Consider the following 26713-nt stretch of genomic DNA (forward strand, 5'->3'; position numbering starts at 1 on the left):
GCACCGCCTTTTCTTATAAGCCCGATTGGCCCGACAGCCCTTACGCCATTTTCATCGGGTTAAACTGTCCACCCGGACGATAACGGTCCATATAGGTCGGCAGGATCACCTCAGCCGCATGAGCCTTAACCCCCAAATCCTCAAGACCGGGTTTTTCGCCACTCAGGATGTTATCATGACGCAGCTGGCGCACCTGATCACGGGTCAGGAAAACCGGAACGATCGGCAGCTTACCCACAATCTCACCCACCAGCCCGATGATATTGGCCAGGAAGAAAGGCAGCGGCACCAGACCTTTGTGAACACCCATTTCATGCATCACCAGACGCAGCAGCTCTTCAAAGCTGTAGACCGTCGGCCCGCCCAATTCAAAGACCTTGCCATTTGCATCATTACTGCACAGGCATTTGGTCACCGCTTCGGCGACATCTTCAACATAAACCGGTTGAAACTTGGTTTTACCACCACCGATCAGCGGGAAACCCGGCACGGGCATGCTGGCGAATTTATTGAAGAAATCATCGTTGGGCCCGAAAACGATGCTGGGCCTCAGAATGCTGGCGGTTGGAATATGGGAAAGCACCGCCTCCTCGCCCGCCGCTTTCGCACGGGCATATTCAGAATCCGACGCCTTATCCGCGCCCAAGGCCGACATTTGCACGAAATTGGCTATCCCCAATTCCTTGGCCACCCTTGCAATGGTCTCAGCGCCCTTATGCTGGATCGCATCAAAGGTCTGCTTGCCGCTCTCATGAAGGATACCAACCAGATTGACGACCGCATCGGACCCTTGCATCACCATGCGCACCGCCTTCTCATCACGGATATTGCACATAACCGGGGTTACCTGACCAATTTCGCCATAAGGCTTAAGAAACAGCGCACCTTCGGGATCGCGCACCGCGACAATCACCTGACAACCCATCTGCGCCAGACGCCGCACAACACTCCGGCCAATAAAACCGGACCCCCCAAAAACTGTCACTTTGTTCGGTCGCATAACATTCCCCTGAATGATCCTGAACATTTTCAAAGCATTCGCACGTTTAAGCGCGCGCGAAATCAAAATCTATCGCCCGATATAGCCTAAAGCGCACGTCTGGCCAAGAGGCAAAGCCCCGAAAAACCTAGCGTTTTTGCCGGATTTTCAAAAATTGCAAAAAAAAGTTCAAAAAGACATAAATTCCGTGTTGACATTCCCCCTCCAAATCGACATTTTCCGTCCCGCGTTAGAGCCCAGGTGGCGGAATTGGTAGACGCGCTGGCTTCAGGTGCCAGTGGCCGTATGGTCGTGGAAGTTCGAGTCTTCTCCTGGGCACCAATTCCTTATAGTTATTAAGTGAATTGGTCTTAAATAAATGTAAACGCTAACAAAATGCGGTGCAATACCGGCACCGCATGATACACTAAGGCCGATTTCACGAAGATCTTGAAGCGTTGAAAGGGCCTTATCCGTGACTATCCATCTTCATCATGATGATTTGCCAGCCGATATTGACCTCGGCGACGTTATCGCTGTGGACACGGAAACACAGGGATTGAACCCGCATCGGGATCGGCTCTGCCTGGTTCAGCTTTCGTCCGGGGATGGCACATGCCACCTTGTTAAATTCAAGGCCGGCCAATATGACGCCCCCAACTTAAAAGCACAGCTGGGCGACCCCAAACGCACCAAGCTTTTCCACTTTGCCCGGTTCGATGTCGCCATCATTGAAAAATATCTGGGCGTGCGGGCCGAGCCGCTTTACTGCACCAAAATTGCCGCCAAATTGACACGGACCTACACGGACCGTCATGGCCTGGCGGTCTTGTGCCGCGAAATGCTCGGGGTGGACTTATCGAAAGCACAGCAGTCTTCTGATTGGGCCGCGGACGAACTCTCCGATGCCCAGCTTGAATATGCGGCCAATGATGTGCTGCACCTGCATAAACTCAAGGACAAGTTTGACATCCTGCTGGCCCGTGAAAACCGCACCCACATGGCTGAAGCCTGCTTCCGGTTCCTGCCAACCCGGGCAGAGCTCGATATTGCAGGCTGGGAAGAAACAGATATCTTCTCCCATTGATCATGAAAGGGCTTGCGCCAGACAGGCGCAGGCCCCACATATCCGGAAGCTAGGTTCTGACCGCTAATTTATTGACCGGATAAGTATAAACAGCGTATTTTACCGGTATTTTAAGAGCATATTCCGCGACCCGGACCGCTGCCCAAGTATTGTATAGTAACCGTTAGGGGTTAACACATTGCTCAACCAGCAAATTCAGCCGTCAGTTGATGACCGCCAAGCAGAACTGGATGTTGAGGCCGGCCGGAAGGTCTTGGCCCGGGAAAGCGATGCCATCAAACAGTTGGCAGACTCCCTCAATGGTGAATTTTCCAGAGCAATCACCCTATTCTCGACCATCACCGGGCGGGTGATTGTATCCGGAATGGGCAAAAGCGGGCATATTGGACGCAAAATTGCTGCTTCCATGGCCTCGACCGGCACTCCGGCCCAATATGTCCATCCCGGCGAAGCCAGCCACGGCGACCTGGGCATGATCACTCATGACGACGCCATCCTGGCCATTTCCAATTCCGGCGAAACCAATGAACTGCGTGATCTGTTGGAATATGCAAAACGCAGTAAGATTCCTCTGGTCGCGATCACCTCTAGACCCGACAGCACACTCGCCAGCTATTCGGATATTGCCCTGATTTTGCCAGATGAACCGGAAGCGGGCGAATTACGCCTGGCACCAACCACCTCTACCGCCATGACTTTGGCGCTTGGCGATGCCCTGACGATTGCCTTGCTGGAACGCAAGGGATTTACGCCCGAAAAGTTTCATAACTTCCATCCGGGCGGCAAATTGGGCCGTCAGCTTCAGCGGGTATCGGACCTGATGCACAGCATCGGTGAAACCCCTCTGACATCCAGGGATACACGGATGCAGGATGCAATTGTGATCATGGCGGAAAAGCCGTTTGGCTGTGTGGGCGTGGTTGATTCACAAGGCCGCCTTCAGGGCATTGTTACCGATGGCGACCTGAGACGCCATATGAGCCCGGACCTGCTGGATAAAGCCGTTGGCGACATTATGAAGAGCAACCCGATCACCACAAGCCCAGACGCACTGGCCATGGAAGTGATCGGAATGATGAACGAAAAGAAAATCGGTGCGATTTTTGTAACTGAAGGTGATAAGGCAGTCGGCATTGCCCACCTTCACGATTTCCTGCGTGCCGGGATTTCTTGAGGAAGACGATGGCGTTGGCGGATCAGGAAATAGAGAAAAAGGCCATAAAAGGGGCCAGCATCCCCTTTGCCCGGCGCGAAGCCAAGCTCAACCGGATGCATGGCCGTGTCGTTGGCGGCCTGAAACTAATTCTGCCGACCATTGCGCTTGCCATGATTGTTGCCGTGATCGCCTGGCCCTTACTGGAAGAACAGACCCAGGCCAGCCTGGGTCCCTCCATTGGCGACAGGCAATTTGCCGATAACATTCAAATCACCGACGCCTCTTATGCCGGTATTGGTGATGCCGATTCTCCTTTTTCCCTGACGGCCAGTCATGCGGTTCAAGAAGACCCGGACCAACCCCTGGTCTCCCTGACCGAACCCAAGGGTGATATTTTCTGGGCTGATGATGACTGGTATGCCATCACCGCCCCCAATGGGCAGTTGAATCAGGAAACAGGCACATTGGAACTGAGCGGCGGTGTAAACGCCTTTCAGGACAAAGGCTATGAGTTCCAAACAGAGAGCATGGTGATCGATATTCGCGGCCGCAGCGGCTATGGCGTTGAACCGGTTGTCGGACAAGGCCCGGACATCTATCTCACAGGCGAGGGTTTTCGGGTTTACAATATGGGTGAACGGGTGGAAATAATGGGCAAGTCCAAACTCATCATCCGTTCGGTGAAATCCGGAAGCTGACCCATGAATTTTTTCCACAATACAGCCTTTGCCTCTTTCGCGCTGCTTGCCTTGGCAGCAGGCGCAACCGCGCAATCCCTGAGCCAGGGCGGCAAAGGCGGTATCGAGATTGAGGCTGATGACGGCATCGAATGGGTGCGCAACCCGGATGGAGGCTCGGGTCAGTATCATGCCCGCGGCAATGCCCACGCCTCCCAGAATGATGTCGATCTCTATGCCGATGAGCTGACGGCATATTATCGAACGCAAAACGAATCCCAGGAAGTATTCCGGATGGATGCCATCGGTCAGGTGCGTGTCCATCAGGCCGAGACACAGGCCTTTGGCGACAAAGGCGTCTATCACATGGACAAACAGGTGGTGGTTCTGGTAGGTGAGAGCCTGCGACTGATCAATCCGCAAGCGACCATCACTGCCGAAGATTCCTTAGAATATTGGCAGGCGCGCTCGATCGCCGTGGCGCGCGGAAAGGCAACGGTTGCCCAGGAAGACCGGCGCCTACGCGCCGGTGTGCTGACGGCCTTTATTCAGAATAACACCAAAACCGGCAAGGATGAGATCCAGCGCATAGACGCCACCGGTGGCGTGCATATTTCAAGCCCGGATGAGATCGTAACAGGCCGGGAAGGTGTTTATGAAGTTGCCAAACAGATCGCCACTGTCTGTGGTGATGTGAAAATCACCCGGGGTGAAAATCAACTGAATGGTGAATGCGCGGAAGTGAATATGGCGACAGGCCGGAGCAGGATTGTGGGCGGCGCCGGGCGGGTCACCGGCCTCTTGCTTAACAGCAAAAAGAATAATTAAATTACCGTCTGGCACCCCTCCGCTATTCGGTTGGAGGGAAACGATAGGGCAAGAAAGTCGATCATGAGCTGGTTTAGAAAGTCCAAGAATAAGAAAACGGACAAAGGCGCTGATGAACAAGCGCCACAGCCAACAACATCCCCCTGCGGTAGCGACAAACCTGTCGACATAGATGTCCAAGCAAAAGCGAACCAGGCCAGCGCACGCCAGGCTCTGCGCGCCTCGGTGAAACAGCCATCCGCAACCCCAGACCGGACCAAAGACAGCAAAGCCGTCACCGGAAAAACTGGAGAGGAAGAAGAGGAATCCTTCATCCTCAAAGCAGCGATCGCCCTGGAAGAAAAAGCCAGATTGCATCAAAATCCCGGATCAGGGGCGATAAAGCCGGGAAATCCGGCTCAGAGCGATCAGACGGCTGGCAGCCAAACGGTACGCGAGAGTTTCGATAACCTGAAACAGGCGTTGGCGGATACCGATGCAAACGCGCCTGCAACAACGCCAGGCCAACCAACCAGCCAGCAACCAGCGTCCGCCGCGACGACACCAACCGGTGCGCAGGATAAGCCCGACACCAAATTTGTCGAACGCCGAAAAGTTACTGACCGCCGTCAAACCGACCGTAACGCCAGCGGAACGCCTGCTGCCAATAATTCCGAGCTGGTTGAATTCCCGAAAACCCCACCCAAGGAAACCAGACCCGCCGCACCTGCATTGGTCACGCAAAATGAAGGTCTGGTCATCGAATCACTGGGAAAGCAATTCAAGAAAAGACCCGTCCTGCGCGATGTCTCCCTGCGGGTACAGCGTGGTGAGGCTGTGGGCTTGCTGGGGCCGAACGGTGCGGGGAAAACCACCTGTTTTTATATGGTAAGCGGCCTTATTCCCGCCGATTATGGGACCATCAAACTGGACGGCCAGGACATCACTGAACTGCCAATGTATCGCCGCGCCCGTCTTGGGATCGGCTACCTGCCCCAGGAAGCATCGATCTTCCGCGGCCTGACGGTGGAACAGAATATCCGTGCGGTGTTAGAGTCAGTGGAAAAGCGCCGTGATAAGCGCGACGCGATGTTGGAATCCCTGATGGCGGAATTTTCGATCAGCCATCTCCGGCGTTCACCGGCTGTGGCATTATCGGGTGGCGAACGGCGCCGTCTTGAGATTGCGCGAGCCCTGGCCAGCCAGCCACAATTTGTCCTGCTTGACGAGCCTCTGGCAGGCATTGATCCGATCGCCGTCCGCGACATCCGTGAGCTGGTAAGCCACCTCAAGGACCGGGGTATCGGCGTGTTGATAACTGATCATAATGTGCGAGAAACGCTGGACTTAGTCGATCGGGCCTATATCTTGCATGATGGACATGTTCTGATGGAAGGTACACCAGACGAAATTGTCCGCAACCAGGAAGTCCGCCGCGTCTATCTGGGTGATCGTTTCAACCTGTAACAGGGAAATCAAGCAGTCTCCATGGCATTAGGTCCCAGGCTCGATCTCAGACAAACTCAGTCTCTTGTCATGACTCCGCAATTGCAGCAGGCCATTAAACTGCTGCAGCTGAGCCATCTTGAGCTGGCAAGCTTTGTGGAAAACGAGCTCGAGACAAATCCGATGCTGGAACGGGACGAAGGCCAGAATGATCAGCCCGCTGATCAGAATGACGGTCCCGACACATCTGCTGGGGTAGATGGACAAAATTCCGATTCCCTCGAACTGCTGTCGCCCAGCCAGATGGCGGATGGCGCTGACGCCCCGCTTGATACCGATTATCGAAATGAATACGACCAAGATATCGCCGGCCCTGGCGCTGTTGCGCCCAACTCGATGGGAGAAAGCCTGAACATTAGCGGAACCGGCGGTCGGAGCGACTTTTCCGACGATTCCATGAATTTGGAAGCCACCCTATCGGAGGCGGAAACCCTCACCGACATCCTGACCGACCAGTTGCAAATCGACATAACAGACCCGGCGGAACGCATCATCGGCCTGCATCTGATCGATATGGTCGATGAATCCGGCTGGATCACCGGCGATCTGGAAGAGGTCGCGAAAATCCTGGGCTGCGGGTTCGATCAGGTTGAAACTGTTCTGGCCAAATTGCAGAGTTTCGATCCACCGGGCATCTGCGCGCGCAACCTGCAGGAATGCCTTGAAATACAGCTCCGGGAACAAAATCGCCTGGATCCGGCCATGCAGGCGCTTTTAAACAATCTTCACCTTCTTGCGGCCCGGGATGCCAAGGCATTGCTACGGATTTGCGGCGTGGATGAAGAAGACCTAACCGAAATGGTTGCTGAAATCAGGGCGCTCAACCCCAAACCCGCCGCTGCTTTTGACCATTCTGTCGCGCAGCCTGTGGTACCGGATGTGCTGATGCGGTCGAACCCTGAGGGCGGTTGGTTTATTGAGCTCAACCCCGAAACCCTGCCACGGGTTCTGGTCAATGAACAATATTACGCAACCATCAACGGCAACACCCGCTCCAAGGAAGAAAAAGATTATCTTTCAGAGCGTTATCAAACGGCCAACTGGCTGGTAAAAAGCCTGCATCAGCGCGCAACGACCATCTTGAAAGTGGCCTCCGAAATTGTCGTGCAGCAGGATGGTTTTTTCCATCATGGCGTCTCCCGCCTGCGCCCGTTGGTACTGCGCGACATTGCGGAAGCGATCGAGATGCACGAAAGCACGGTCAGCCGCGTCACCAGCAACAAATATATTTCCACCCCGCGCGGCCTGTATGAACTCAAATACTTCTTCACCTCGGCAATCGCCAGTACCGGCTTTGGCGACGCGCATTCAGCCGAGGCAGTCAAACACCGTATCGCCAAACTGATTGATGAAGAATCCCCAAAGGCCATTTTGTCCGACGACAAAATCGTTGAAATGCTGAAAGACGACGGCATGGATATCGCCCGGCGTACCGTCGCAAAATACCGTGAAGCCCTTAAGATTCCATCATCTGTCCAGCGGCGTCGGGAAAAGAATCGCGCGCTTTGAACCCGGCTGAATATCCGGCCCGGAAAAAACCATAATTTCTCGGTTTACAGCAGGGGGGGATTCGAGGGATCATATATCCTGCAAGCGGCGCTTGACTCGGACGGTCTGCGTCGATAGGGTCCGGCCTCGGTTCGATCCTGGCCCACCGAAATGCGACAGTAGAGCGCATGAGAATTATCGAAGCGGGGCCCGGGAGACGCCTGATATCGACGTCTACCGCTGCAGTTGTGCATCGGCGTCTGGGAAAGACGGCGCCACTTGGCGGAACCGAAAATAACAAAAGGCATCACAAATGCAGCTTTCTGTAAACGGCAAGCAAGTAGATATCGGCGACGCGTTGCGGACCCATATTGAGGAAAACCTTGGTCCGGCGGTTGAAAAATATTTCAGCCATGCCACGGATGCACATGTAACCGTGCTGAAAGAAAATAACGACTTTAAAGTCGACATCCAGGTTCATGTGGGCAAACGGATCATGGTCCAGTCCCAAGGGAACAGTAATGATGCCTATGCAGCGTTTGAAGAGGCGCTGGAACATATTGCAAAGCGCCTGAGGCGCTACAAGAGACGCCTGCGCGACCATAAAGGGCGCGCGCAGGATGAGGTGCTGCCGGCACAGGCTTATGTCTTGCAAGGTGGGGGCGATTCCGATGAAGAAGCCTCCGATAATCCTGTTATCATTGCCGAAATGCCGAGCGAAATTGAAACAATGTCCGTCAGTGAGGCAGTCATGCGGATGGATCTGGCCAATGTGCCGGCCATGATGTTCCGTGACACCAAGCATGGCGGTTTGAATATGGTTTACAAAAGACAGGATGGACATATCGGGTGGGTAGACCCAAAGGTCCAAACGGGGTCATAAGACCATAAAATTGAAAAGGTCGATAGCAGAATGGATGCGCATGATTGCCATGCGCATCCTCTGTTTGAATGCTAGGTGAAACATGGAAATTCAGGATCTGGTCCAGGCGGACGCGATCATCGCAAAGCTGAATGTGACCTCCAAGAAACAGCTTCTTCAGGAATTGGCCAAACGGGCAGCCGCGTTTGTCCCGGCTAGCGAACAAGCGATTTTTGATGTCCTGCTTGAACGGGAACGCCTGGGCACCACCGGTGTCGGAAACGGCATTGCAATTCCCCATGGAAAATTGAATTCGGTCAATGGCATTTTTGGCATGTTTGCACGTCTGGATCGGTCAGTTGATTTTGACGCCATTGATGATCAGCCCGTTGACTTGGTATTCCTGCTACTCGCCCCTGAGGCTGCTGGGGCCGATCATTTGAAAGCGCTGGCACGTGTTTCACGCCTTCTGCGGGATCGTGCGGTCTGTGAAAAACTGCGTGGCGCAGATCACGCCGATGCCATCTATGCCCTGCTCACCGATGAGCCGGTCGGACGGGCCGCCTGAGATCGACCAAGCGCACTTATCTGTGCCATAGAACCAAGAATGACAAAAAGGGCCGCTTAATCGGCCCTTTTATTTTTTCTCTCTTCCCAATTGACCACCATGTCTATCGGGCCTTGATCGACTGAATCGGGAAATTGAGCGCTGATTGATCCTTCACTTTGGGCCTGCCCTTCCCCCCCTTTTAATTGCCGAAAAGGCAGCATTGCGACCTACAACACGCATTTCAAAAGCGGGGAGTTTTTTGGATTTGTAGTGGTCCTTACCAACCTCTTTGATTAGCACCAATACCATAATCGCAAAATTAAACTGCAAAAATGCCGCGAATCATACCAGCATGCCGTTTCATTGGTTGTTAAGGTTTTTCGTCTAAGTTTATTCCATACAGATAGTGCTCTACTTAAGGCAAGGATTTTGGGGGAAAGCTGGAGCCACAAAGCAAACACTGCGCGGGAGTATGTGGTTAATGTTTTCGTATCTTGCAAAAAAGAAATTGCGGGTCCTCGTTCCGGCTGTGGTTGTTATCATGGCCTTTCTCGCAACGGTCACAACCGGTATTTCAAGCTTTCTTCTGGCCGATGCCTCTTTGGAGACAGAATCCCAGAATAAGCTGACGGCCATTGCGGAATCACGCAAAAATGCCATGGCGGATTACCTGAATAGTATTGAACAAGACCTCTTGATCCAGGCAGAGAACCCCGCCATCAAGCAGATGCTTACCGAGTTCATTGCTGCCTGGGACGCGCTTGGCGGCAATCAGGAAAAGACACTTCAAAAAATCTACATTACCGATAACCCCAACCCCACGGGCCAGAAGGATAAACTGGTCAAAGCACCGGGATCCTCCGACTATGAGGCCCTGCACACCCGCTATCATCCCTGGATAAACCAACTGCAGCGGGATCGCGGCTATTACGACATTTTCCTGTTCGATACCCGCGGCAATCTGGTCTACACCGTCTTCAAGGAACTGGATTACGCCACCAACCTGGTTAACGGGAAATACAAGGAAACGGGCCTGGGCATCGTTTATCGCGCCGCCCGCGACGCCGCCAAGGTCGGCTCTGTCTCATTTGATGATTTTGCCCCCTACGCGCCCAGCCACGGCGCACCAGCAAGTTTTATTTCCACCCCTGTGATGGAAAATGGGAAACTTCTGGGCGTTCTGGTGTTCCAGATGCCGATCGACAATATCAATGGTATTATGAACCAGCGTGCAGGCATGGGTGAATCCGGGGAAAGCTATATTGTCGGTGAGGATCTGCTGATGCGGTCGGATTCCCGTTTTAGCGAGGACTCCACCATCCTGCAGGTCAAGGTGGATTCCCAGACAGTCAAACAGGCTCTCAAGGGAGAATCCGGCGTGGAAGTCGTGGATGACTATCGCGGCATTCCTGTCATGTCCGCTTATTCACCGCTGCATTTCCAGGGCGCCAATTGGGCGATCATGGCCGAGATTGATGATGAAGAGGTCCATGCGCCCTCAAACCATCTTATGCTCTGGATCGGCGGTATACTGATCGGTGTGGTCATCGTGTCCGCCCTGGTCGGGCTTCCTTTTGCCACGTCTATCACCCAGCCATTGGTAGAATCGGTCGCTGTGATGGGCAAATTGACCAAAGGGGAACTGGATACGGAAATCCCCACCTTTGACAGCGACAACGCCCTGGGCCGAATGGTACTGGCCCTGACCGATCTGCGTGACGGTTTACGTAAGGCAGAGGAATTGCGCCGACAGCAGGAAAAGGACGCGGAACTCAAGCTCAAGCAGGCGGAACAGATGCGCCAATGGGTTGACGAGTTCAACACCAAATCCGGTGCTGCCATCGAACAGGTTTCCCAGGCCTCCCACGCTATGAAAGAAACCGCCAGCTCCATGAGCCGCTCCGCAGATGAAACCACCTCCCTTTCCTCAGATGTGGCCAGTGCCGCGGAACAGGCATCCAACAACGTGAATACGGTGGCCGGTGCCGCCGAGCAGTTATCTGCCTCTATCCGCGAAATCAGCGCCCAGGTCCAGAATTCCAACTCAATTGCCCGGGCTGCTGTGGACAAAGCCCACGAAAGCGACCGTCTGGTCCAGGGACTGGTCGAAGGGGCAGATCGGATCGGCGAAGTCGTAACATTGATCAATGAAATCGCCGATCAAACCAACTTGCTGGCCCTGAATGCCACGATTGAGGCCGCCAGGGCCGGTGATGCGGGCAAGGGCTTTGCCGTGGTGGCAAATGAAGTGAAAAGCCTGGCCACACAGACCGGGAAGGCAACCGATGAAATCGGTTCCCAGATCGTGGCCATCCAAAATGCCACCAACCACACGGTCAGCGCCATCAAGGAGATCACCGGCATCATCCAGGAGATCAGCGACATCACCACCGGGATTGCCGCCGCGGTAGAAGAACAAGGCGCCGCCACCCAGGAAATTGCCCGCAACACCCAACAGGCCGCCAGCGGCACAAAAAACGTCACGACCAATATTACTGGCGTGAATGGCGCAGCCGCCGAAACCAAGGGGGCAACCGACAAAGTGATGGCCTCTGCCGACGATCTCTCGCTTCAAGCAGATTCGTTGCGCGAAGAGATCCAGCACTTCCTGGAACGGGTGCAGAGCGTCGGCTGACCGCCGCGCATCCAGGGCATTTCAAAAACAGGGAGGCCGCCCAAAAAGGGGCGGCCTCCCATTCGTTAAAACATATCAAAAGCCGGTCATTTCTTCCGACGTCGGGCTGCTCCCATCGCCAGAAGGCCAATCCCCATCAGGGACAGGACCGCCGGTTCTGGCACAGATATCTCCCCCGAAGGCGTAAAGGACACCAGGTCCAGGATATTTGACCGGTTGTCGCCAAAATTGGTATCAAACGAAAAGAGGCCAATCCCAAACGGCCCGGGATCTTGACCATCCTTATAGAAATTGAAATTGCCCAGGCCACCTTCCCAGGACTGAACCCCCCAGGTTTTTGTGCCGACTGCCTGCCCGACCAGTTCCTGCGTCAGATCAAGGCCATATTGCGTCGTGTCAAAAATGAAGCTCCCAAAATCATCGATATGATAAACCCCATCATTCATTGGTGTGCCGGTAACCGTCAGGTCAAACTGGACAATGCCCCAATGACTTGCCGAGAGCGGCGGTTCATCAATGGGATGCGGATTAGGCAAAACAGTGTCATCAATCACTAGCCTCGCCGTTGCCGATCCCTGTGCAAACTGGCTCGCCTGCCAGGTCAGGTCAAACCCCAACAAAGCTGCCTGCGAGGATCCCATGATTGCCAAAGACGTCCCGATCGCGACAATCCCGGCCAAAAGCCTGGTCGAATAATTCCGAAACATTACATGCCCCCATAAAGTGAATTACATATCTCAAACCATTCAAATGGTTACAAAATTCATTCCATGGGGCGTCATGCCGCAGTTTCACTTTTATCAGATAAAATTCTAATATTCAGTCGACCGCCGGATTGTTAAAAATCCCGTCACTACATTGACTTAAAGAACACTGGAGCAAAGAAAAACCGCCTGCCCGTGATAGGGCGGCGGTCTATTCTTGTTTTAAGGACAAACTTCCCGGGCAGGATCGAACAGCTTAATGCAGAGTCGCGGCCTCAAGGTCAAAATGCTCAAGCGCCATGCAGGCGGCATCATAATCCTCGGCCTCGGCAACCAGCTGGCCGGTCGCTGTCGTGATCCGGAAACGGATTCCTTCCGGCATCGAAACGGGCTTGATATAGCCGACGGTTTCAACACCAAGGTCGGCGAAATCCTCAGCCGACATATTCTTCAAATCAAAAAATTCGTCATTCATCTCAAATATACTCCACGGAGCATCCCTATCAGCTCGCATCCCCGGTTTCAATATCCAGCGCCTTGGCGGCATCAACCGACTTTTTCGGGGTGTCGATCTTGATGGTCTGGATCCGGCCTTCCTGCAACGGGCGCCGCAGGTCCACATGAAGCAGGCCGTTGGTCATATGCGCACCTTCGATATCAATGCCTTCGGCCAACAGGAATGACCGCTGGAACTGACGTGATGCGATGCCTCGATACAAGAACACGCGATTTTCCGCGTCGCTGTCTTTTTGACGACCGGAAATCACCAACTGGTTCCCGTCCCGATGAACATTCAGGTCCTCTTCGGAAAAACCGGCAACAGCCAGGGAAATCCTCAGCCTGTCTTCACCAATCTGCTCAATATTATATGGGGGATAGCCTTCCGCCGACGACTTGGCGATACGGTCCAAAGTGCGCTCGAAATGCTCAAACCCCAAAAAAAGCGGGCTATCAAACATATGCATCCGTGTCATGGCTCAGCCTTCTCCTCTTAACGCTGCTTGAAATGAGCGAGATGCTGTAGCATTCGGCCCCGAACCAATCTGCCCGTTTATCGGCACAGAACGTCGGCACCTTGTCTTACAGGTACTGGTTATAATTTGGTGGAGCAGGGGCGCAAGTTCAACCAAAAACACAACGCCCTTGCCAATTTGCCGACGGATCAAATCCGTAGGAACCGCATAGGGCCGCTATTCCGATCCAAGATTGCTGAATTGAACCGGGCCGTTAGGCCCTTTCAGCAAAGCCGCGGGCGACTGAAGCGGGCCGCCACCGGTCACCAGACACACAATGGCAAAAATAGTGATCATTACAAACAGGGATGCCATAACGTTTCTTAGTACTTCGGTCATATTCTCTTCCATTGATACAGACGATCATCAATCTGCATCGGAATAAGGGCAAAAATGGGGCCCTGATCAGGCGATTTTACAGTCGGAAAGTTACCTATCGGACATAGATGTTGATAGCGTGGACTACCCCTGAATTCAACGGAAAATTACCGTCAATATCCCTCTCGATATGATTGGCGCCCCACTGGCATGATCATTCGATGATTTCGTCTTCATAAATGCCCCACAGCCCTTGCCGCCGGACCCATCCTTCATAACCGCGCACGCTCAAGTAACACCATTGGGGGCCACATTCTTCGGCCCTGGCAACCATCCCCTGGCCCAGTCTGGCAACCGCCGGGGCTTCATCCGCGGAAGAACGACGGATGGTCACCTCCCTGTTCAGGACAATGATTGTCCGGCGCCCGGTCACCATGGCCCGGTGAACCCAGCCTTCCGCCCCCTCCCAGTCGCGGATTTTCCGCCATGTGTCATATTCAGCAATAATCTCCACCGGCATATCCCGGCGCTGGAACACCCATTTTACCGGATAGCGTACGCCCGGGCCTGAGCGGACATTCACCTCATCGGCCCGCAGGGAAACCATCCGCGGCACCGGCAGGGAGGTTGCCCAGGCCGCCAAAGCCGGAACGAACCCGGAAACAAAGGCCAGCAGAAAAAGAATATGTCGGATACGCGCCATGGATCGGTCGATCTAAAATCAGGTGTTGTGAAGCGGGATTGTTTGATTCTTAATACAGTAACAGTTAGGGGATAGGTCAAGACCAGATTAACCGCCTTTTATCCATCGCGGCTGATTAAAATTCGAAACCAGGGAGCGGAAGATCCATGTCCACCAAGAAACCATTGGTGATCGTCACGCGAAAACTGCCGGAAATCATCGAAACCCGGATGATGGAACTTTATGATTGCCGGTTGAATCTGGATGACCATGCCTGGAGCCAGGATGAATTGCTGGCCGCAGTCAAAGAAGCGGATGTTCTGGTACCGACCGTGACCGACCGGATTGACCGCCAGATCATCGAAGCGGCGGGGCCCCAGCTGAAACTGATCGCATCTTTCGGCACCGGGGTTGACCATATCGATTTCCAGGCCTGCAAGGCAAAAGGTATCATGGTCACCAACACGCCGGACGTCCTGACCGAAGACACCGCCGACATGACCATGGCGCTGATCCTGGCCGTGCCGCGCCGCCTGGCAGAGGGCGAACGCCTGGTCCGGACCGGCAAATGGCAGGGCTGGAGCCCGACCGGCATGCTGGGTCATCGGATCTGGGGCAAGCGTTTGGGCATTATTGGCATGGGCCGCATCGGCACCGCGGTCGCCCGGCGCGCAAAGGGTTTCGGCCTCTCGATCCATTATCATAACCGCAACCGCGTGCATGAGGGCCTGGAAGAAGAGCTGGAGGCTACCTATTGGTCCAGCCTGGATCAGATGATCGCCCATATGGACATCCTCTCCATCAACTGTCCGCACACGCCGGCCACCTATCATCTATTGAATTCCAGACGCCTGGGCCTAATGAAGCCGCACGCCTATATCGTCAATACCAGCCGCGGCGAGGTGATTGACGAAACAGCCCTGTTGAAAGCTCTGCAGAACCGGGATATCGCCGGGGCAGGCTTGGATGTGTTTGAGAGCGAACCCAAGATCAATCCAAAGCTGTTGAAGCTGGAAAATGCCGTCCTGCTGCCGCATATGGGGTCGGCCACCATCGAGGGCCGCGTCGCCATGGGTGAAAAGGTCATTATCAACATCCGCACCGTCATGGACGGCCACAACCCGCCCGACCGTGTGATTGATATGATGTTCTAACCCTCAGATTATGGAACTGCCTCCGAAATCCAGCTTCGCGATTTTCTTGTCTTTTTGGCTTGCGGCCGGAAACAGCACTATATCCGAAGCACAGGACAAAATGCGGGTTGGCGGGATCACTATCATGGGGCACCGCCTGATTGAAGATAGGACCCCGGTGGAAGTTGCAAGCTCAGCTTCGCCGGCATTTGCCGCTATGTTTGACACCCTGTCTTTTCCCGATCCTTGTGGTTGGCAGGTGAAAAACTGCCGCTTCACCAAAGCAAATGCAGAAAATCTGATCCGAAAACATAAGCTCAACCTATTGATGATGGCCGCTCCCGACAGGCAAAAGCCCGCCTCCAGCAATCGGGACGAAATCAATCAATCCTTCGGTTTGCCAGCAAGACACACTTATTTTGTTGTTGAAGCCTACGATTCGGACTGCCAACCAACGATCAAAGCTAAACGCATCAGCACGCGCGCCGGGCAAGACCGGATAGCTGCTGCAATCCGCGAAGTTTTTGCATCTGCCGAGCAAGCAAGAACCGCGTTCCCCGACTGCCAGCAACCGTGACTGAACGGCTATACGGCGACATCCCTTAGTTCCTCGCGGAAATTCTCAAACGCGCCGCGATGGACCTCAAATAATCCCACCAGCCAGTCCCAGAGCACCCGCACCCGCGGCAGGGCCAGGAGATCCCTGTGCGCCACCAGCCACGCTTCAAAGCTCAGCTCTTCGACCTTCTCCGAAACCCGCACCACATTTGGATTATCCTCGAGCGAGAAAATGGAACAGACCGCCAATCCAGCGCCGCCTTCCAACGCTGCAAACAGGCCGTTGAATGTGCGGCAGGTGACGGATGGCCGGTTGGGGCCGATCTTGCCCATCACCCATGCATGATCCGCCCCGCAATCCCCCCGGACCTCGGCCGTGATCCAATCACATTTGCTGTAGCGGTCCTCGGTGAAGGCCTCGGGGTGCTCCGCGACATAGGACCGGGCCCCATAGACCGCATGGGTGTAATGGGCCAGTTTCTTCACCGTGATATCCCCGTGCCCCGGCAAAGTATCGACCATGGCGATATCCACTTCCTTGCGCGACAGATCCGCCAACTCATAACTGGTTTCCAGCTCAATCTGGATCTTGGGATAACGGGCCCGAAATTCATGCAGGTGACTGGCAAAAAAGCGGCTGGTCAGCTCACCCAGCCGGATCCGGACCGGACCGCTCAAATCATCTTCCGCCCCCCCTGGATGCTTCAGAAAGGAAAGTGCCTCTGCCTGCATTCGCAAGGCATGCGGTAGCAAAATCTCACCCGCCGCTGTCAGGGAAAAACCCTGTTGCGATCGCTCAAACAACCGCCGGCCGACCACCTGTTCCAGCGCATCCATGCGCCGCCCCACCGTGGGCTGGCTGACGTTCAAGGCTTTGGCTGCCGCAGAAAGGGTGCCATTTTCGGCAACGCTCAGGAAAAAGCGAATGTCGTTCCAATCCATTTCTATTCACCAATGAATAACAATATGCCAAATCATCTGTTTTTCTTTATTACAATATGAATAATATGGGAAGCCTAACCGATACAAGGAAGGCACGATTATGTTTATTCCCATGATGGTTCTGCTGAAGAATCTATTGCGCCGCAAAGCGCTCAAACACACCAACAAACTTCCGCCGGAGCTGGATTATCTGAGGCGGGACCTGCAACGACCGGATGAGCCCTTTGGTCACTTAGATGCCAGGGATCCGGATTTCAGACACTTTCCTTATTAAGGAGGATTACTTGCTGGTCATCACCCACACGCCGTCCCAGTCATCGCCCGGGGGCTCGGCCAGCATATGATCCACCCGGTCGAGATAAATGTTGGAAAGCGCGTCCTCCGCATTGGCCTTTAGGGCCTTATGGAACGAGGTTTTGGCCTGGTCCCATTCCTGTTTGCGGTAATGGATGACCCCTTCATTGAAATGACCCACCACATCCATCAGGTTGGGAAATTCCTCATCCTTATAGTAATCCAGCACTTCGAAAATGCTGACCGGTTTGGTTTTGCCCTTGACCACCACCAGATCCACCTCGCGCATGCGGTATGTGCCATGCAGCCGGGCCTTGGTATTTTCACTGATCAATATCCGCGCCTTATATTGCTTGCAGGCGCTTTCCAGCCGGGCGGCAAGGTTCACACCATCCCCGATCATGGTGTAATCCATGCGTTTGGGCGAACCAATATTACCGCTGACCACCTTGTCCGTATTCAGGCCGATCCCCATGTCAATTTCCAACTCGCCCGCCTGCCTGCGACCGATATTCCATTCGCGAAGCTCGCTGATCATGGCGATGGCCGCCCTCATGGCCCGGTCTTCATCATCCTCATGAGGCAATGGAATGCCGAAGCCGGCCATGATCGCATCGCCGATGAATTTATCCAGCATGCCGCCTTCCCGGGTGATACAGTCCACCATAATGGTGAAATATTCATTGAGAAGACTGACGGTCCCTTGTGCGCCAAGGGTTTCGGTAATCGTGGTGAAGGAGCGCACATCGGAAAACAGCACCGTGCTTTCGGTCTGGCGCCCGCCCAGCATCTCCTCGCCCGATTCCAGCAGCTGATCCGCCAGGCCTGGATCCATATAGCGCGACATGGTCGATTTCATACGTTTTTCCGAGGAAATATCCTCAATCATCAGCATGGAACCCAACGCCTCGTCATTTTCCTGGCTCATTAGCGGCAGCACCGAGAGATTGACCGAGATGGTCTCGCCCCCCAGATGCAGTTCCGCATCCACCGCGATTTCCGTCTCGCTGCTTTCCCGCACCCGGGCAATACGGTCCAGCACCCAATCATTCTCGCCGGCCAGGAAATCGGCAACATCACGGCCGACAATTCCTTCCTCGTCGGTATGTAGAATGCTCAATCCCGCCGCATTGCAGGTCACCACATGGCCTTTTTCATCCAGGGTGACCACGCCGTTGGACATGCTTTCCAGCATATTCTGGTTATAATTCTGCATGCGCTGCACATCATCAAACAGCTTGGCATTTTCCAGGGCGATGGACACCTGGGCGGTGAAGGCTTTCAGTCGGCTTTCATCCTCTTCCGTGAAGGTACCGTTTTTCTTGTTCAGCACCTGGGTCACCCCGATACAGTCCCCTTCTTTATTCACCACCGGCACACAAAGGATCGATCGGGTGAAATAGCCGGTCTGCTTGTCGAAGGCCGGATTGAATTGAAGATCCGCATAGGCATAGGGGATATTGACGGTTTTACGGGTGGTGAAGACCTTGCCCGCGATCCCCAAATGATTGGGCAGGCGGATCTCGCCAATAGAATCGCCCATCGCCACCTTGGAAAAAAGCTCAGCGGTCTTGGCATCATTCAGGAACAAAGTGCCGCGATCCGCATCCAGCATTCTTGTCGCCTCCACCATGACTTTTTGCAGCACGTTGGACAGATCAATCTCGGAAGTGATGTCACTGACCACATTGAGGAATTCCATTTCCTTTGCCCGGGTCAGCTCCATATGCTCCACCTGCTGCGCGCTTTGCAGGGTCACCGCGCATTGACTGGTCAGCATCTCCAGCAATTCCAGGTCATGCTGGTCAAAATCGCCCTTTTCCTTATTCAGGGTCTGGATCACGCCAATGACTTTGCCACCGGGTGTGCGCACCGGAGCACACAGGATCTGCTTGGTTGTGAAACCGGTTTCGTTATCCACGGTCTTATTGAACCGGGGATCACTGTAGGCGTCGTTGACCACTTCACCGACACCGGTTTGGAACACCGCGCCGGCAATCCCGCTGGAATTTAGAATGCGAATCTCGCGCATTTTCTCACCCAGTGTGATCCGGGAATAAAGTTCATGGGTTTTCGGGTCATTGAGAAACAGGCTACCCCGGACGGAACCGGTTTGCTCCACAGCGTTTTCCGTGATCGCCGTCAGCATGGCATCCAGGGTTTCTTCCGCGGCAACCTGCCGGGAGACATTCAACAGCATTTCCAGATATTGCAGGCGTGCCGAGCCCGCATCACCCTGTGCGCTCAATGCGGCCTGCTTCCGCGCCACGTTTTGCCTCCCCTTCCGGCTTTATCAATTTTTCCCGGCGGCTTGCCGGGCATTTTCCCCGGCACCCCCGACCGTTCCAGCTCGTTGCGCATGGCAACAATGGTTTCCTTCATCTGGGCAATCTGGCCCTCATATTCTGAACGCAGGCCCTGCTGTGCATCCGCATGGGCAAATTTCATTGCCTCCATTTCATCCCGCAGGGCCTGGATGGTCTCATGCAGCTGGCCGATCTCCTCATTGCCACCAGCCAGAGCGGCCTGGACTTCCGACCGTTTGGACAAGGACAGATGCTCCATCTCGTCCCGCAGGGCCTGGATCGTCGCCTTCAACTGTTCCAACTCGTCCCGGGATTGCGCCCGTGCCTTTTGGATGGCAGCGGATTTTTCATGATTGGCACGTTCCAGCTCATCCCGCATTGCCTGAATGCTTTCACGCAAGTGCAGGATTTCCGCGTTCATATCCGCTTCCGAACGCTCTGCCTGACCTTTCCCGCCGGAAGGCTTCGGCATGTTCTCCACCATTTGGGCCCCTCTCGCTTTGCCTTTCATATCCCCGCGCTCTGACGCCGGGAGCACTCGGTTCCGTGAACAGCAAATCCAACGTCACCCGGCCTCTAGAACGGATGCTAGCATGGAAACCGTTAAAACTTCCTAAGTAGTTTTCGAACAACATGAATAAGACAGCAGAATAATTTTATTGACCCTCCAGCTGCCAGAGGCCATCAGAATAATCATCGGGGGAAAAACATGTCGCTGCCATCTTATAAATTGCAAACATCGAGACAAAGGGTCGCCCGCCATGTGGCAGAGCTCATGCGCCTTGCCATGCCGGTGATTGTCAGTCGCGCGGGGCTGTTGCTGCTGGCGGCTGCGGACATGGTGATGCTGGGTCGGTTGGGCGCGCAGGATGTGGCGGTTTATACACTGGGGACATCCCCCTTTGTCGTGCTGCTGGTGATCGGGATCGGTTTGATGTTCGGCACCATGGTCTCCACCTCCCATGCCCATGGCGAAGGCAAGCTGGCCGAAGTGGGGCCGGTTTGGAAACGTTCCCTCCCCTATGCCCTGCTGATCGGTCTGGTCATGCTGGGCCTTTCCCAATTTGGCGACGCCTATTTCGAAGCAACCAGACCCGCGGAGGACTTACGTGCAGGCAGCGCCCGGATCATGGCCTTGCAGGGGATCGGGCTGCTGCCCAGCATCCTCTTTGTGACCACCTCCTTCTTTCTGGAGGGACTGGGCCGGCCCTACCCCGTGCTGGTGACGATCGGCCTCGCCAATCTGGTGAATATCGCGCTCAATGCCGTTCTGATCTATGGCTTGTTCGGTACGGACGCTCTGGGGGCCGAAGGTGCGGCGCTTGCAACCGTCACAGCCCGCAGCTTCATGGCACTCACCCTGATCGGCTATGTATGGTTCCTGCCCGACCGGGAAGCGCTTGGCATAAGATTGAAACTGCCGCGCAGCTGGTGGCGGGATTCCAGAACCCAGCGCCATTACGGATATGCAGCCGGTTTATCCTATGGATTTGAAACCGCCTCTTTTGCTGTGATGTCGGTTTATGCGGGTTGGCTGGGCGCGGATGCCGCCGCCGTCTACGGGATCTGCATCAATTTGATGGGCATGCTCTTCATGACCGCGCTTGGCTTTGCCACCGCGACCGCGGTCCGGGTCGGTATCGCCCATGGTCGGCGGGATCACCGGGATCGCGCCTTGGCCGGCTGGACCGGCCTTGCCGCAACGACGGTTCTGATGTCCCTTTACGCCTTTTCCTTCTGGTTCTGGCCGGAGATGGTGATCGGCGTTTATCTGGATGACGCCAGCCTGATCGCCCTTTCGGTGCCAATCCTCAGCATTTTGGGGCTGATCATGTATGCCGATGGCGGCCAGATCGTTATGGCGCAATCCCTGCGCGCCGCCACCGACACCTGGATCCCGACCATGCTCAATTTCACCAGCTATATGGCGATCATGATCCCCTGCGGCTATCTGTTCACCCAGATCCTGCCCCATGGGGTTTTCGGCTTGTTCGAGGCCATCGCCGTTGGCTCGGTGGTGTCCGTCTCTATCCTGACCGGGCGCTGGATCTGGCTATGCCGCCAAGACCACACTCATTTCGGTTCGTAAGGAGGGATGGGGACACCATCGCGGACAGCATTAGCCAGCCATTGGTGATATCGACGTTGACCTTTTGCCAACATGACACAGTCACAACGCCGATAAAGCCGCTTAAATTCTGAGCCATGCCAGCCGCTATCCAGAAGAGTTTGCAAGAAATCAGCAAATTCCCGGCGTTCGCGCGCGGGCAGGCCGGTAACAAAATTTTCGACCAACTCCTCTACCCTTTTGTACATATAGGGTGCGTCCTGATGGAAATAGCCTTCAAGAAACCCTTGAAAGATCTCAGGTATTTTGACTCTATCCGGTCGCACAATTCACCCACATTCCCTCATTGATGGAAAAAGATGCTACTGGAAATTCACCATTAGGCAAATGATGCATGAGTTTGAAAGCAAAATTCCGTCACCCCGGACTTGGTCCGGGGTCCAGGGGCAATAAACGCAAACGATAGAATCTTATGTACTGGATGCCGGATCAAGTCCGGCATGACGACAGAGTAAGGTGGCTCACCTTACAGACATGATCGTCGGATGATCGCCGCACAGCGCGCAGCCCGGATCGCGTTTGGTCTTGATCTTGCGCTGGTTCATGTCCCAGGCGTCGAACAAAACCAATTGCCCCATCAGGCCGGTACCGATGCCCAAAATTTCCTTCAAGACCTCGGTCGCCTGCATGCAGCCGACCACACCTGCAACTGACCCCAGGATACCGACCGTGTCACAGCGCGGCACCAGATCCGCATCCGGCGCCGACGGAAACAGACAGCGGTAACAAGGTCCGCCTTCGTGGGGTTTATAGGTGGATATCTGCCCCTCGAACCGGACCAGGGCTGCACTGACCAGGGTCTTTTTGGCAAAGAAGCAGGCATCATTGGTGACATAGCGGGCGGTGAAATTATCCGATCCGTCCACCACAATGTCATATTGGCTGACGATCTCGACCGCGTTTGCGGCATTGAGGCGCATGCGATGCTCGATCACCTCGACATCAGGATTAAGCGCCTCGATCTTTTCCGCCGCCGACGACACTTTGGCTTCACCGATTTCTTCAGTGGTGTGGATGATCTGACGCTGCAGGTTGGTCACATCCACCACATCATGGTCGATGATCCCAATCGTGCCGACCCCGGCCGCCGCCAGATAGAGCAGAATGGGTGAACCCAGGCCGCCGGCACCAACCACCAGAACCTTCGATTGCAGCAGCTTCAGCTGCCCTTCTTCACCCACCTCATCCAGGATGACATGGCGGGCATAGCGTTCCAGTTCGGCATCGGTCAGGTCTTCGCGCATGGCGGCGGGCTCACCCACAGTTACAGGTTACAAAATCGAATGTTTGAGACAGGCCGGGCTTACAGGCCGTCAAACAGACTGGTGGAGAGATAACGCTCGGCGAAGCTTGCCAGGATAACGACGATCCGCTTGCCTTTCATTTCCGGACGCTTGCCGACCTCGACCGCTGCCGCCAGGGCCGCGCCGCCGGAAATGCCGACTGGAACACCATCGGATTTGGCCACCGCACGGGCGGTTGAAAAGGCGGTTTCATTGGCAATGCGCACCACTTCGTCGATCACATCCGTATCCAGCACGTCCGGCACGAAACCGGCACCGATCCCCTGGATCTTATGCGGACCGGGCTGACCACCGGACAGGACCGGACTGTCTTCCGGCTCTACCGCCACCGCATAGAAATTGGGGTTTTTCTCTTTCAGCGCAGTTGCAACACCGGTGATGGTGCCGCCGGTGCCCACACCGGAAATCAACACATCAACATCCCCGCCGGTGTCTTCCCAGATCTCCAGCGCAGTGCCTTCGCGATGCGCCTGCGGATTGGCGATATTATGGAATTGTTGCGGCATAGCGGCATCCGGCAATTCTTCCAGCAGCTCTTCCGCCCGGGCAATTGCCCCTTTCATGCCTTTTGCCGCATCGGTCAGCTCCAGTTCCGCACCCAGCAAACGCAGCATCTTGCGGCGCTCGATCGACATGCTTTCCGGCATGGTCAGGATCAGACGATAGCCTTTACAGGCCGCGGCAAAGGCCAGCGCGATCCCGGTATTGCCGGACGTGGGCTCAACCAGGACCGTTTTACCGGGTGTGATGGCACCAGCGGCTTCCATGGCTTCGATCATGCCCTTGCCGATGCGGTCCTTAACACTGGCCAGCGGATTGAAAAATTCCAGCTTCACCAGGATTTCCGCCTGGACGTCATGCTCTTCGGAAAAGCGATGCAGGCGGACCAGCGGGGTGCCCCCCACCGTTTCAATCATGCTATCATAGATCTTGCCGCGAAATTCAGTCTTACCCATGTCACTCATTCCTTGTTATCTGTCCGTCCTGTCCGTTTTGATCGGAAGCGGGCGGGATTATCCATCTTCACATAATACCGACCCCGCCGCTTTTGAAGCCGGGTCGGGCTATTTCTCAGATCATAAAGTCAAAGGTCGTCTGGTTCTGGCTTTCGATACCAGCCTTCTGGGCGGATTTACACAGATCCTCGATGCTGGTTTCCCCCAATTTCACCAGGGCCTGATCCTCCAACTCCTGCCAGAGCGGACGCAGGACCGCATGGCCCAGCTCCGATCCGGCGGGATCAGTCAGGGGATCCATCGCGCCATCCATCTCCTGGACAACCCGGACAATATCCGCCACCGATATATTGCGCCGTTCCCGAGCCAGGCGATAACCGCCGCGTGGCCCACGCACACCGCGTAGAATGTCGGACCGGACCAGATTCTGCAGAACCTGCTCCAGATAGCGGCGCGGGATGCCCTGGCGCTCTGCGATTTCCTTGCTTTGAACCGGCAGGTCGGATGCATGATAGGCGATATCCAGCACCGCCTCGATCGCAAACATCAGTTTTTTGGTCAGTCTCATACCGTTACGGCCTTCACTTCATGAATACATGTTTAACCGTGGGTTCCGGTGGAACCGAACCCGCCCGCACCCCGCACGGTTTCGGGCAGTTCCTTCACCAGATCCCATTCTGCCTGGATCACCGGCGCAATCAGCATCTGTGCGATGCGCATACCCCGGGTCACCACGAAATCTTCTTCCCCATGATTGATCAGGATCACCCCAACCTCGCCACGATAATCCGCATCGATGGTGCCCGGCGCATTGACACAGGTGATCCCTTCACGCAGCGCAAGTCCGGAACGGGGGCGGACCTGCGCCTCATACCCTTCCGGCAACGCGATGCTGATGCCGGTTGGGATCAATGCCCGCTTGCCGGGATGGATCACATGGCTGTCCGGGATTGCCGCTAGCAAGTCAGCACCGGCAGACCCGGCGGTCGCATAGGATGGCAGATCAAGCCCGATACCATGATTGGTTCGTGTGATCGCTATCTTTAGTGTCTGTGTCATTCATGATCCCCTTGATCTTGTGGGTTACCTGCAAAAGCAGTTATTCCGCCGCTTCTGAATTCTTATCTTTTCCCGGTACGGAAAAATGGCTGACAATTGAATCCACCAATCGTTCCGCCACCGCTTGCTTTGTCATATGCGGCCAATCCTCGCAGCCATCATCGGTGATAAAATGGATGGCGTTTTTTTCCCCACCGAAGGTACCCGTACCGATCGAGACATCATTGGCCAATATCCAATCACAACCTTTGCGGAGCCTTTTCGCCGTAGCATTTTTGACCACATTTTCCGTTTCGGCTGCGAAACCAACCACCAGATCAGGGCGCTGTTTTTTTCTCGATGATATCGCGTGTAAAATGTCCGGATTTTCCACCAATTCGAGAGTGGGCAGGCCACCGGTTTCTTTCTTCATTTTCTGCGATCCAGCATCTTTCACCCGCCAATCAGCCACCGCCGCAGCACAGATGGCGACATCTATCGGAAGTTGATCATTGCAGGCTGACAACATCTGCTCGGCAGACTCAACCCTGATCACATTGACCCCTTTTGGATCCGGTAGATCAGTTGGCCCGCTGACCAAGGTCGTTTCGATGCCACGCGCTGCCAAAGCAGCGGCTATCGCATGTCCCTGGCGCCCGGATGACCGGTTGGCGATGTAGCGAACGGGATCAATAGGCTCATGGGTCGGTCCCGAGGTTACCAACGCTTTTTTATTTATATCACTGTGTTGTTTTGAAATCGATACGATTTGGAAGTGGCGGTTTACTGCCTCCAAAATCTCCATGGGCTCACTCATCCGTCCCATGCCAAACTCACCACAGGCCATTGCGCCTTCTGCGGGCCCAACCTGGATTACGCCCCGTGCCGACAAAGTTTTGATATTGGCTTGTGTGGCCGGATGTTGCCACATGCGCACATTCATTGCCGGCACAATCATGACGGGTTTGTCAGTCGCCAACAGGGCGGTACTTGCCAGATCATTGCAAAGACCATTGGCCATCTTGGCAATCAGGTCGGCACTGGCCGGCGCCACCACCAGAAGATCCGCATCCCGGGAGAGTTGGATATGGCCCATTTCCGATTCATCGGTCAGGGAAAACAACTCTCCATAGACTTTATCCTCCGTCAGGGAGGAAACCGACAAAGGCGTGACAAATTCCGCTCCGGCTTTCGTCAAAATGGCGCGCACGGAATAGCCGCACTCGCGCATACGGCGAATTAGGTCCAAGGTCTTATAGGCGGCAATGCCGCCGGAGATGATTAACAGGATGCGCTTATTTTTGGTCATGCACCACATTCCTGGGGTATCGATTTATTCACATAAGTCGATTGTAGATTTACCTGAAACCCCCAAAAAGGCAATCAGGAAATGCACCCCCACGATCGGAAATTTGAAAAGTCTGTTTGAAAGCGGATTATTTATTAAAATTTTAACTTTAAACGCAGTTTTTCATGCCATGAGCGATTCATTCTCATGCTATTCAGCTGAAATATAACTACAAATGAAGTTATTGTATATTGTTTTATATCAATAAATTAAGAAAGAAATTCAGCTCCAGATCCGGATAT

General features: G+C 54.6%; 28 protein-coding genes and 1 tRNA gene. 14 read left to right on the top strand and 15 right to left on the bottom strand.

Going from position 1 to position 26713, the window contains the following annotated elements; translation table 11 throughout:
• Positions 1–40: 40 nt before the first annotated feature.
• Positions 41–1000 (bottom strand): complex I NDUFA9 subunit family protein, encoded by a 960-nt coding sequence (locus DFP90_RS18585; protein WP_115938193.1) that lies wholly within the window; start codon positions 998–1000, stop codon positions 41–43.
• A gap of 234 nt (positions 1001–1234) precedes the next feature.
• On the opposite strand from DFP90_RS18585, the gene DFP90_RS18590 reads away from it, so the two are divergent.
• From DFP90_RS18590 to DFP90_RS18635, 10 genes are all read left to right on the top strand, one after another.
• Positions 1235–1321 (top strand) — tRNA-Leu (locus DFP90_RS18590).
• A 133-nt stretch (positions 1322–1454) separates the two neighbouring features.
• Complete coding sequence (locus tag DFP90_RS18595) at positions 1455–2066, top strand: ribonuclease D (protein WP_115938195.1); 612 nt, start codon at positions 1455–1457, stop codon at positions 2064–2066.
• A 178-nt stretch (positions 2067–2244) separates the two neighbouring features.
• Positions 2245–3240 (top strand): KpsF/GutQ family sugar-phosphate isomerase, encoded by a 996-nt coding sequence (locus DFP90_RS18600; protein ID WP_245957118.1) that lies wholly within the window; start codon positions 2245–2247, stop codon positions 3238–3240.
• A gap of 8 nt (positions 3241–3248) precedes the next feature.
• Complete coding sequence (gene lptC / locus DFP90_RS18605) at positions 3249–3920, top strand: LPS export ABC transporter periplasmic protein LptC (protein ID WP_115938197.1); 672 nt, start codon at positions 3249–3251, stop codon at positions 3918–3920.
• Positions 3921–3923: 3 nt separating this feature from the next.
• Positions 3924–4727: an LptA/OstA family protein gene (locus DFP90_RS18610; RefSeq protein ID WP_115938199.1), complete on the top strand. Its 804-nt coding sequence runs from the start codon at positions 3924–3926 to the stop codon at positions 4725–4727.
• A 657-nt stretch (positions 4728–5384) separates the two neighbouring features.
• Positions 5385–6173 carry an LPS export ABC transporter ATP-binding protein gene (gene lptB / locus DFP90_RS18615; protein WP_115938281.1) on the top strand — a complete coding sequence of 263 codons (789 nt, stop codon included), beginning with the start codon at positions 5385–5387 and terminating at the stop codon, positions 6171–6173.
• A 21-nt stretch (positions 6174–6194) separates the two neighbouring features.
• Positions 6195–7721 carry an RNA polymerase factor sigma-54 gene (gene rpoN / locus DFP90_RS18620; protein WP_115938201.1) on the top strand — a complete coding sequence of 509 codons (1527 nt, stop codon included), beginning with the start codon at positions 6195–6197 and terminating at the stop codon, positions 7719–7721.
• Positions 7722–8013: 292 nt separating this feature from the next.
• Entirely contained in the window at positions 8014–8583 is a 570-nt protein-coding gene (gene hpf, locus DFP90_RS18625) for a ribosome hibernation-promoting factor, HPF/YfiA family (protein WP_115938203.1), read from the top strand.
• An 82-nt stretch (positions 8584–8665) separates the two neighbouring features.
• Positions 8666–9130, top strand: a complete 465-nt coding sequence (gene ptsN / locus DFP90_RS18630; protein ID WP_115938205.1) for a PTS IIA-like nitrogen regulatory protein PtsN — start codon at positions 8666–8668, stop codon at positions 9128–9130.
• A gap of 523 nt (positions 9131–9653) precedes the next feature.
• Positions 9654–11747 carry a methyl-accepting chemotaxis protein gene (locus DFP90_RS18635; RefSeq protein WP_218044732.1) on the top strand — a complete coding sequence of 698 codons (2094 nt, stop codon included), beginning with the start codon at positions 9654–9656 and terminating at the stop codon, positions 11745–11747.
• 86 nt (positions 11748–11833) lie between these two features.
• Here DFP90_RS18635 and DFP90_RS18640 read toward each other — a convergent pair whose 3' ends face one another.
• From DFP90_RS18640 to DFP90_RS18655, 5 genes are all read right to left on the bottom strand, one after another.
• Positions 11834–12454 carry a PEP-CTERM sorting domain-containing protein gene (locus tag DFP90_RS18640; RefSeq protein ID WP_115938209.1) on the bottom strand — a complete coding sequence of 207 codons (621 nt, stop codon included), beginning with the start codon at positions 12452–12454 and terminating at the stop codon, positions 11834–11836.
• A gap of 253 nt (positions 12455–12707) precedes the next feature.
• Positions 12708–12926: a hypothetical protein gene (locus tag DFP90_RS18645; RefSeq protein WP_115938211.1), complete on the bottom strand. Its 219-nt coding sequence runs from the start codon at positions 12924–12926 to the stop codon at positions 12708–12710.
• A 28-nt stretch (positions 12927–12954) separates the two neighbouring features.
• Positions 12955–13425, bottom strand: a complete 471-nt coding sequence (locus DFP90_RS18650; RefSeq protein WP_115938213.1) for an Hsp20 family protein — start codon at positions 13423–13425, stop codon at positions 12955–12957.
• 216 nt (positions 13426–13641) lie between these two features.
• Positions 13642–13803 carry a hypothetical protein gene (locus DFP90_RS22960; RefSeq protein WP_181905448.1) on the bottom strand — a complete coding sequence of 54 codons (162 nt, stop codon included), beginning with the start codon at positions 13801–13803 and terminating at the stop codon, positions 13642–13644.
• Positions 13804–13996: 193 nt separating this feature from the next.
• Complete coding sequence (locus tag DFP90_RS18655; RefSeq protein ID WP_115938215.1) at positions 13997–14485, bottom strand: SH3 domain-containing protein; 489 nt, start codon at positions 14483–14485, stop codon at positions 13997–13999.
• A gap of 146 nt (positions 14486–14631) precedes the next feature.
• On the opposite strand from DFP90_RS18655, the gene DFP90_RS18660 reads away from it, so the two are divergent.
• Together DFP90_RS18660 and DFP90_RS18665 are read left to right on the top strand one after the other, a co-directional pair.
• Entirely contained in the window at positions 14632–15618 is a 987-nt protein-coding gene (locus DFP90_RS18660) for a 2-hydroxyacid dehydrogenase (RefSeq protein WP_115938217.1), read from the top strand.
• 10 nt (positions 15619–15628) lie between these two features.
• A complete protein-coding gene (locus DFP90_RS18665) occupies positions 15629–16174 on the top strand; it encodes a hypothetical protein (RefSeq protein ID WP_115938219.1) in 546 nt (181 codons plus the stop codon).
• Between the two features lie 8 nt (positions 16175–16182).
• Here the strand turns inward: DFP90_RS18665 and DFP90_RS18670 are convergent, their stop codons facing one another.
• Positions 16183–17097 carry a LysR family transcriptional regulator gene (locus DFP90_RS18670; protein ID WP_115938221.1) on the bottom strand — a complete coding sequence of 305 codons (915 nt, stop codon included), beginning with the start codon at positions 17095–17097 and terminating at the stop codon, positions 16183–16185.
• Between the two features lie 100 nt (positions 17098–17197).
• Between DFP90_RS18670 and DFP90_RS22965 the strand changes: the two genes are divergently transcribed.
• Positions 17198–17371, top strand: coding sequence for a hypothetical protein (locus DFP90_RS22965; protein ID WP_181905449.1), 174 nt, complete (start codon positions 17198–17200; stop codon positions 17369–17371).
• Between the two features lie 6 nt (positions 17372–17377).
• Here DFP90_RS22965 and DFP90_RS18675 read toward each other — a convergent pair whose 3' ends face one another.
• Both DFP90_RS18675 and DFP90_RS18680 read right to left on the bottom strand, forming a co-directional pair.
• Positions 17378–19660: a GAF domain-containing protein gene (locus tag DFP90_RS18675; RefSeq protein ID WP_218044733.1), complete on the bottom strand. Its 2283-nt coding sequence runs from the start codon at positions 19658–19660 to the stop codon at positions 17378–17380.
• Positions 19636–20181, bottom strand: a complete 546-nt coding sequence (locus DFP90_RS18680) for a hypothetical protein (RefSeq protein WP_147301059.1) — start codon at positions 20179–20181, stop codon at positions 19636–19638. The genes DFP90_RS18675 and DFP90_RS18680 overlap by 25 nt, the downstream gene beginning before the upstream one ends.
• 225 nt (positions 20182–20406) lie before the next feature.
• Between DFP90_RS18680 and DFP90_RS18685 the strand changes: the two genes are divergently transcribed.
• Positions 20407–21786, top strand: a complete 1380-nt coding sequence (locus DFP90_RS18685; protein ID WP_115938226.1) for an MATE family efflux transporter — start codon at positions 20407–20409, stop codon at positions 21784–21786.
• Here the strand turns inward: DFP90_RS18685 and DFP90_RS22720 are convergent.
• The 6 genes from DFP90_RS22720 to coaBC all read right to left on the bottom strand — a co-directional run bounded on the left by DFP90_RS22720 (position 21771) and on the right by coaBC (position 26432).
• Positions 21771–22091, bottom strand: coding sequence for a contact-dependent growth inhibition system immunity protein (locus DFP90_RS22720; RefSeq protein WP_181905450.1), 321 nt, complete (start codon positions 22089–22091; stop codon positions 21771–21773). The two genes, DFP90_RS18685 and DFP90_RS22720, sit on opposite strands and share 16 nt — an antisense overlap.
• Positions 22092–22286: 195 nt before the next feature.
• Complete coding sequence (locus DFP90_RS18695; protein WP_115938230.1) at positions 22287–23069, bottom strand: HesA/MoeB/ThiF family protein; 783 nt, start codon at positions 23067–23069, stop codon at positions 22287–22289.
• 59 nt (positions 23070–23128) lie between these two features.
• Positions 23129–24085: a cysteine synthase A gene (cysK, locus tag DFP90_RS18700; RefSeq protein ID WP_115938232.1), complete on the bottom strand. Its 957-nt coding sequence runs from the start codon at positions 24083–24085 to the stop codon at positions 23129–23131.
• A 115-nt stretch (positions 24086–24200) separates the two neighbouring features.
• A complete protein-coding gene (locus DFP90_RS18705; protein ID WP_115938234.1) occupies positions 24201–24653 on the bottom strand; it encodes an RrF2 family transcriptional regulator in 453 nt (150 codons plus the stop codon).
• A 32-nt stretch (positions 24654–24685) separates the two neighbouring features.
• Positions 24686–25144 carry a dUTP diphosphatase gene (gene dut, locus DFP90_RS18710; protein ID WP_115938236.1) on the bottom strand — a complete coding sequence of 153 codons (459 nt, stop codon included), beginning with the start codon at positions 25142–25144 and terminating at the stop codon, positions 24686–24688.
• A 40-nt stretch (positions 25145–25184) separates the two neighbouring features.
• Positions 25185–26432, bottom strand: coding sequence for a bifunctional phosphopantothenoylcysteine decarboxylase/phosphopantothenate--cysteine ligase CoaBC (gene coaBC, locus DFP90_RS18715; RefSeq protein ID WP_115938238.1), 1248 nt, complete (start codon positions 26430–26432; stop codon positions 25185–25187).
• Positions 26433–26713: the final 281 nt, after the last annotated feature.

It is taken from the genome of Aestuariispira insulae (genome assembly GCF_003385955.1).
GTDB classification, from domain to species: Bacteria; Pseudomonadota; Alphaproteobacteria; order UBA8366; family Aestuariispiraceae; genus Aestuariispira; species Aestuariispira insulae.

Excerpts from the sequence above, each read along its gene's own strand:
- DFP90_RS18670 (WP_115938221.1), bottom strand. The coding sequence starts at position 17,097 with ATGGATTGGAACGACATTCGCTTTTTCCTGAGCGTTGCCGAAAATGGC.
- DFP90_RS18680 (WP_147301059.1), bottom strand. The coding sequence starts at position 20,181 with ATGGTGGAGAACATGCCGAAGCCTTCCGGCGGGAAAGGTCAGGCAGAG.
- DFP90_RS18635 (WP_218044732.1), top strand. The coding sequence starts at position 9,654 with ATGGCCTTTCTCGCAACGGTCACAACCGGTATTTCAAGCTTTCTTCTG.
- DFP90_RS18645 (WP_115938211.1), bottom strand. The coding sequence starts at position 12,926 with ATGAATGACGAATTTTTTGATTTGAAGAATATGTCGGCTGAGGATTTC.
- cysK (WP_115938232.1), bottom strand. The coding sequence starts at position 24,085 with ATGGGTAAGACTGAATTTCGCGGCAAGATCTATGATAGCATGATTGAA.
- DFP90_RS18585 (WP_115938193.1), bottom strand. The coding sequence starts at position 1,000 with ATGCGACCGAACAAAGTGACAGTTTTTGGGGGGTCCGGTTTTATTGGC.
- DFP90_RS18650 (WP_115938213.1), bottom strand. The coding sequence starts at position 13,425 with ATGACACGGATGCATATGTTTGATAGCCCGCTTTTTTTGGGGTTTGAG.
- lptC (WP_115938197.1), top strand. The coding sequence starts at position 3,249 with ATGGCGTTGGCGGATCAGGAAATAGAGAAAAAGGCCATAAAAGGGGCC.
- coaBC (WP_115938238.1), bottom strand. The coding sequence starts at position 26,432 with ATGACCAAAAATAAGCGCATCCTGTTAATCATCTCCGGCGGCATTGCC.
- DFP90_RS18705 (WP_115938234.1), bottom strand. The coding sequence starts at position 24,653 with ATGAGACTGACCAAAAAACTGATGTTTGCGATCGAGGCGGTGCTGGAT.
- rpoN (WP_115938201.1), top strand. The coding sequence starts at position 6,195 with ATGGCATTAGGTCCCAGGCTCGATCTCAGACAAACTCAGTCTCTTGTC.
- dut (WP_115938236.1), bottom strand. The coding sequence starts at position 25,144 with ATGACACAGACACTAAAGATAGCGATCACACGAACCAATCATGGTATC.
- ptsN (WP_115938205.1), top strand. The coding sequence starts at position 8,666 with ATGGAAATTCAGGATCTGGTCCAGGCGGACGCGATCATCGCAAAGCTG.
- DFP90_RS18610 (WP_115938199.1), top strand. The coding sequence starts at position 3,924 with ATGAATTTTTTCCACAATACAGCCTTTGCCTCTTTCGCGCTGCTTGCC.
- DFP90_RS18685 (WP_115938226.1), top strand. The coding sequence starts at position 20,407 with ATGTCGCTGCCATCTTATAAATTGCAAACATCGAGACAAAGGGTCGCC.
- hpf (WP_115938203.1), top strand. The coding sequence starts at position 8,014 with ATGCAGCTTTCTGTAAACGGCAAGCAAGTAGATATCGGCGACGCGTTG.
- DFP90_RS22965 (WP_181905449.1), top strand. The coding sequence starts at position 17,198 with ATGTTTATTCCCATGATGGTTCTGCTGAAGAATCTATTGCGCCGCAAA.
- DFP90_RS18640 (WP_115938209.1), bottom strand. The coding sequence starts at position 12,454 with ATGTTTCGGAATTATTCGACCAGGCTTTTGGCCGGGATTGTCGCGATC.
- DFP90_RS22960 (WP_181905448.1), bottom strand. The coding sequence starts at position 13,803 with ATGACCGAAGTACTAAGAAACGTTATGGCATCCCTGTTTGTAATGATC.
- DFP90_RS18695 (WP_115938230.1), bottom strand. The coding sequence starts at position 23,069 with ATGCGCGAAGACCTGACCGATGCCGAACTGGAACGCTATGCCCGCCAT.
- DFP90_RS18655 (WP_115938215.1), bottom strand. The coding sequence starts at position 14,485 with ATGGCGCGTATCCGACATATTCTTTTTCTGCTGGCCTTTGTTTCCGGG.
- DFP90_RS18665 (WP_115938219.1), top strand. The coding sequence starts at position 15,629 with ATGGAACTGCCTCCGAAATCCAGCTTCGCGATTTTCTTGTCTTTTTGG.
- DFP90_RS18660 (WP_115938217.1), top strand. The coding sequence starts at position 14,632 with ATGTCCACCAAGAAACCATTGGTGATCGTCACGCGAAAACTGCCGGAA.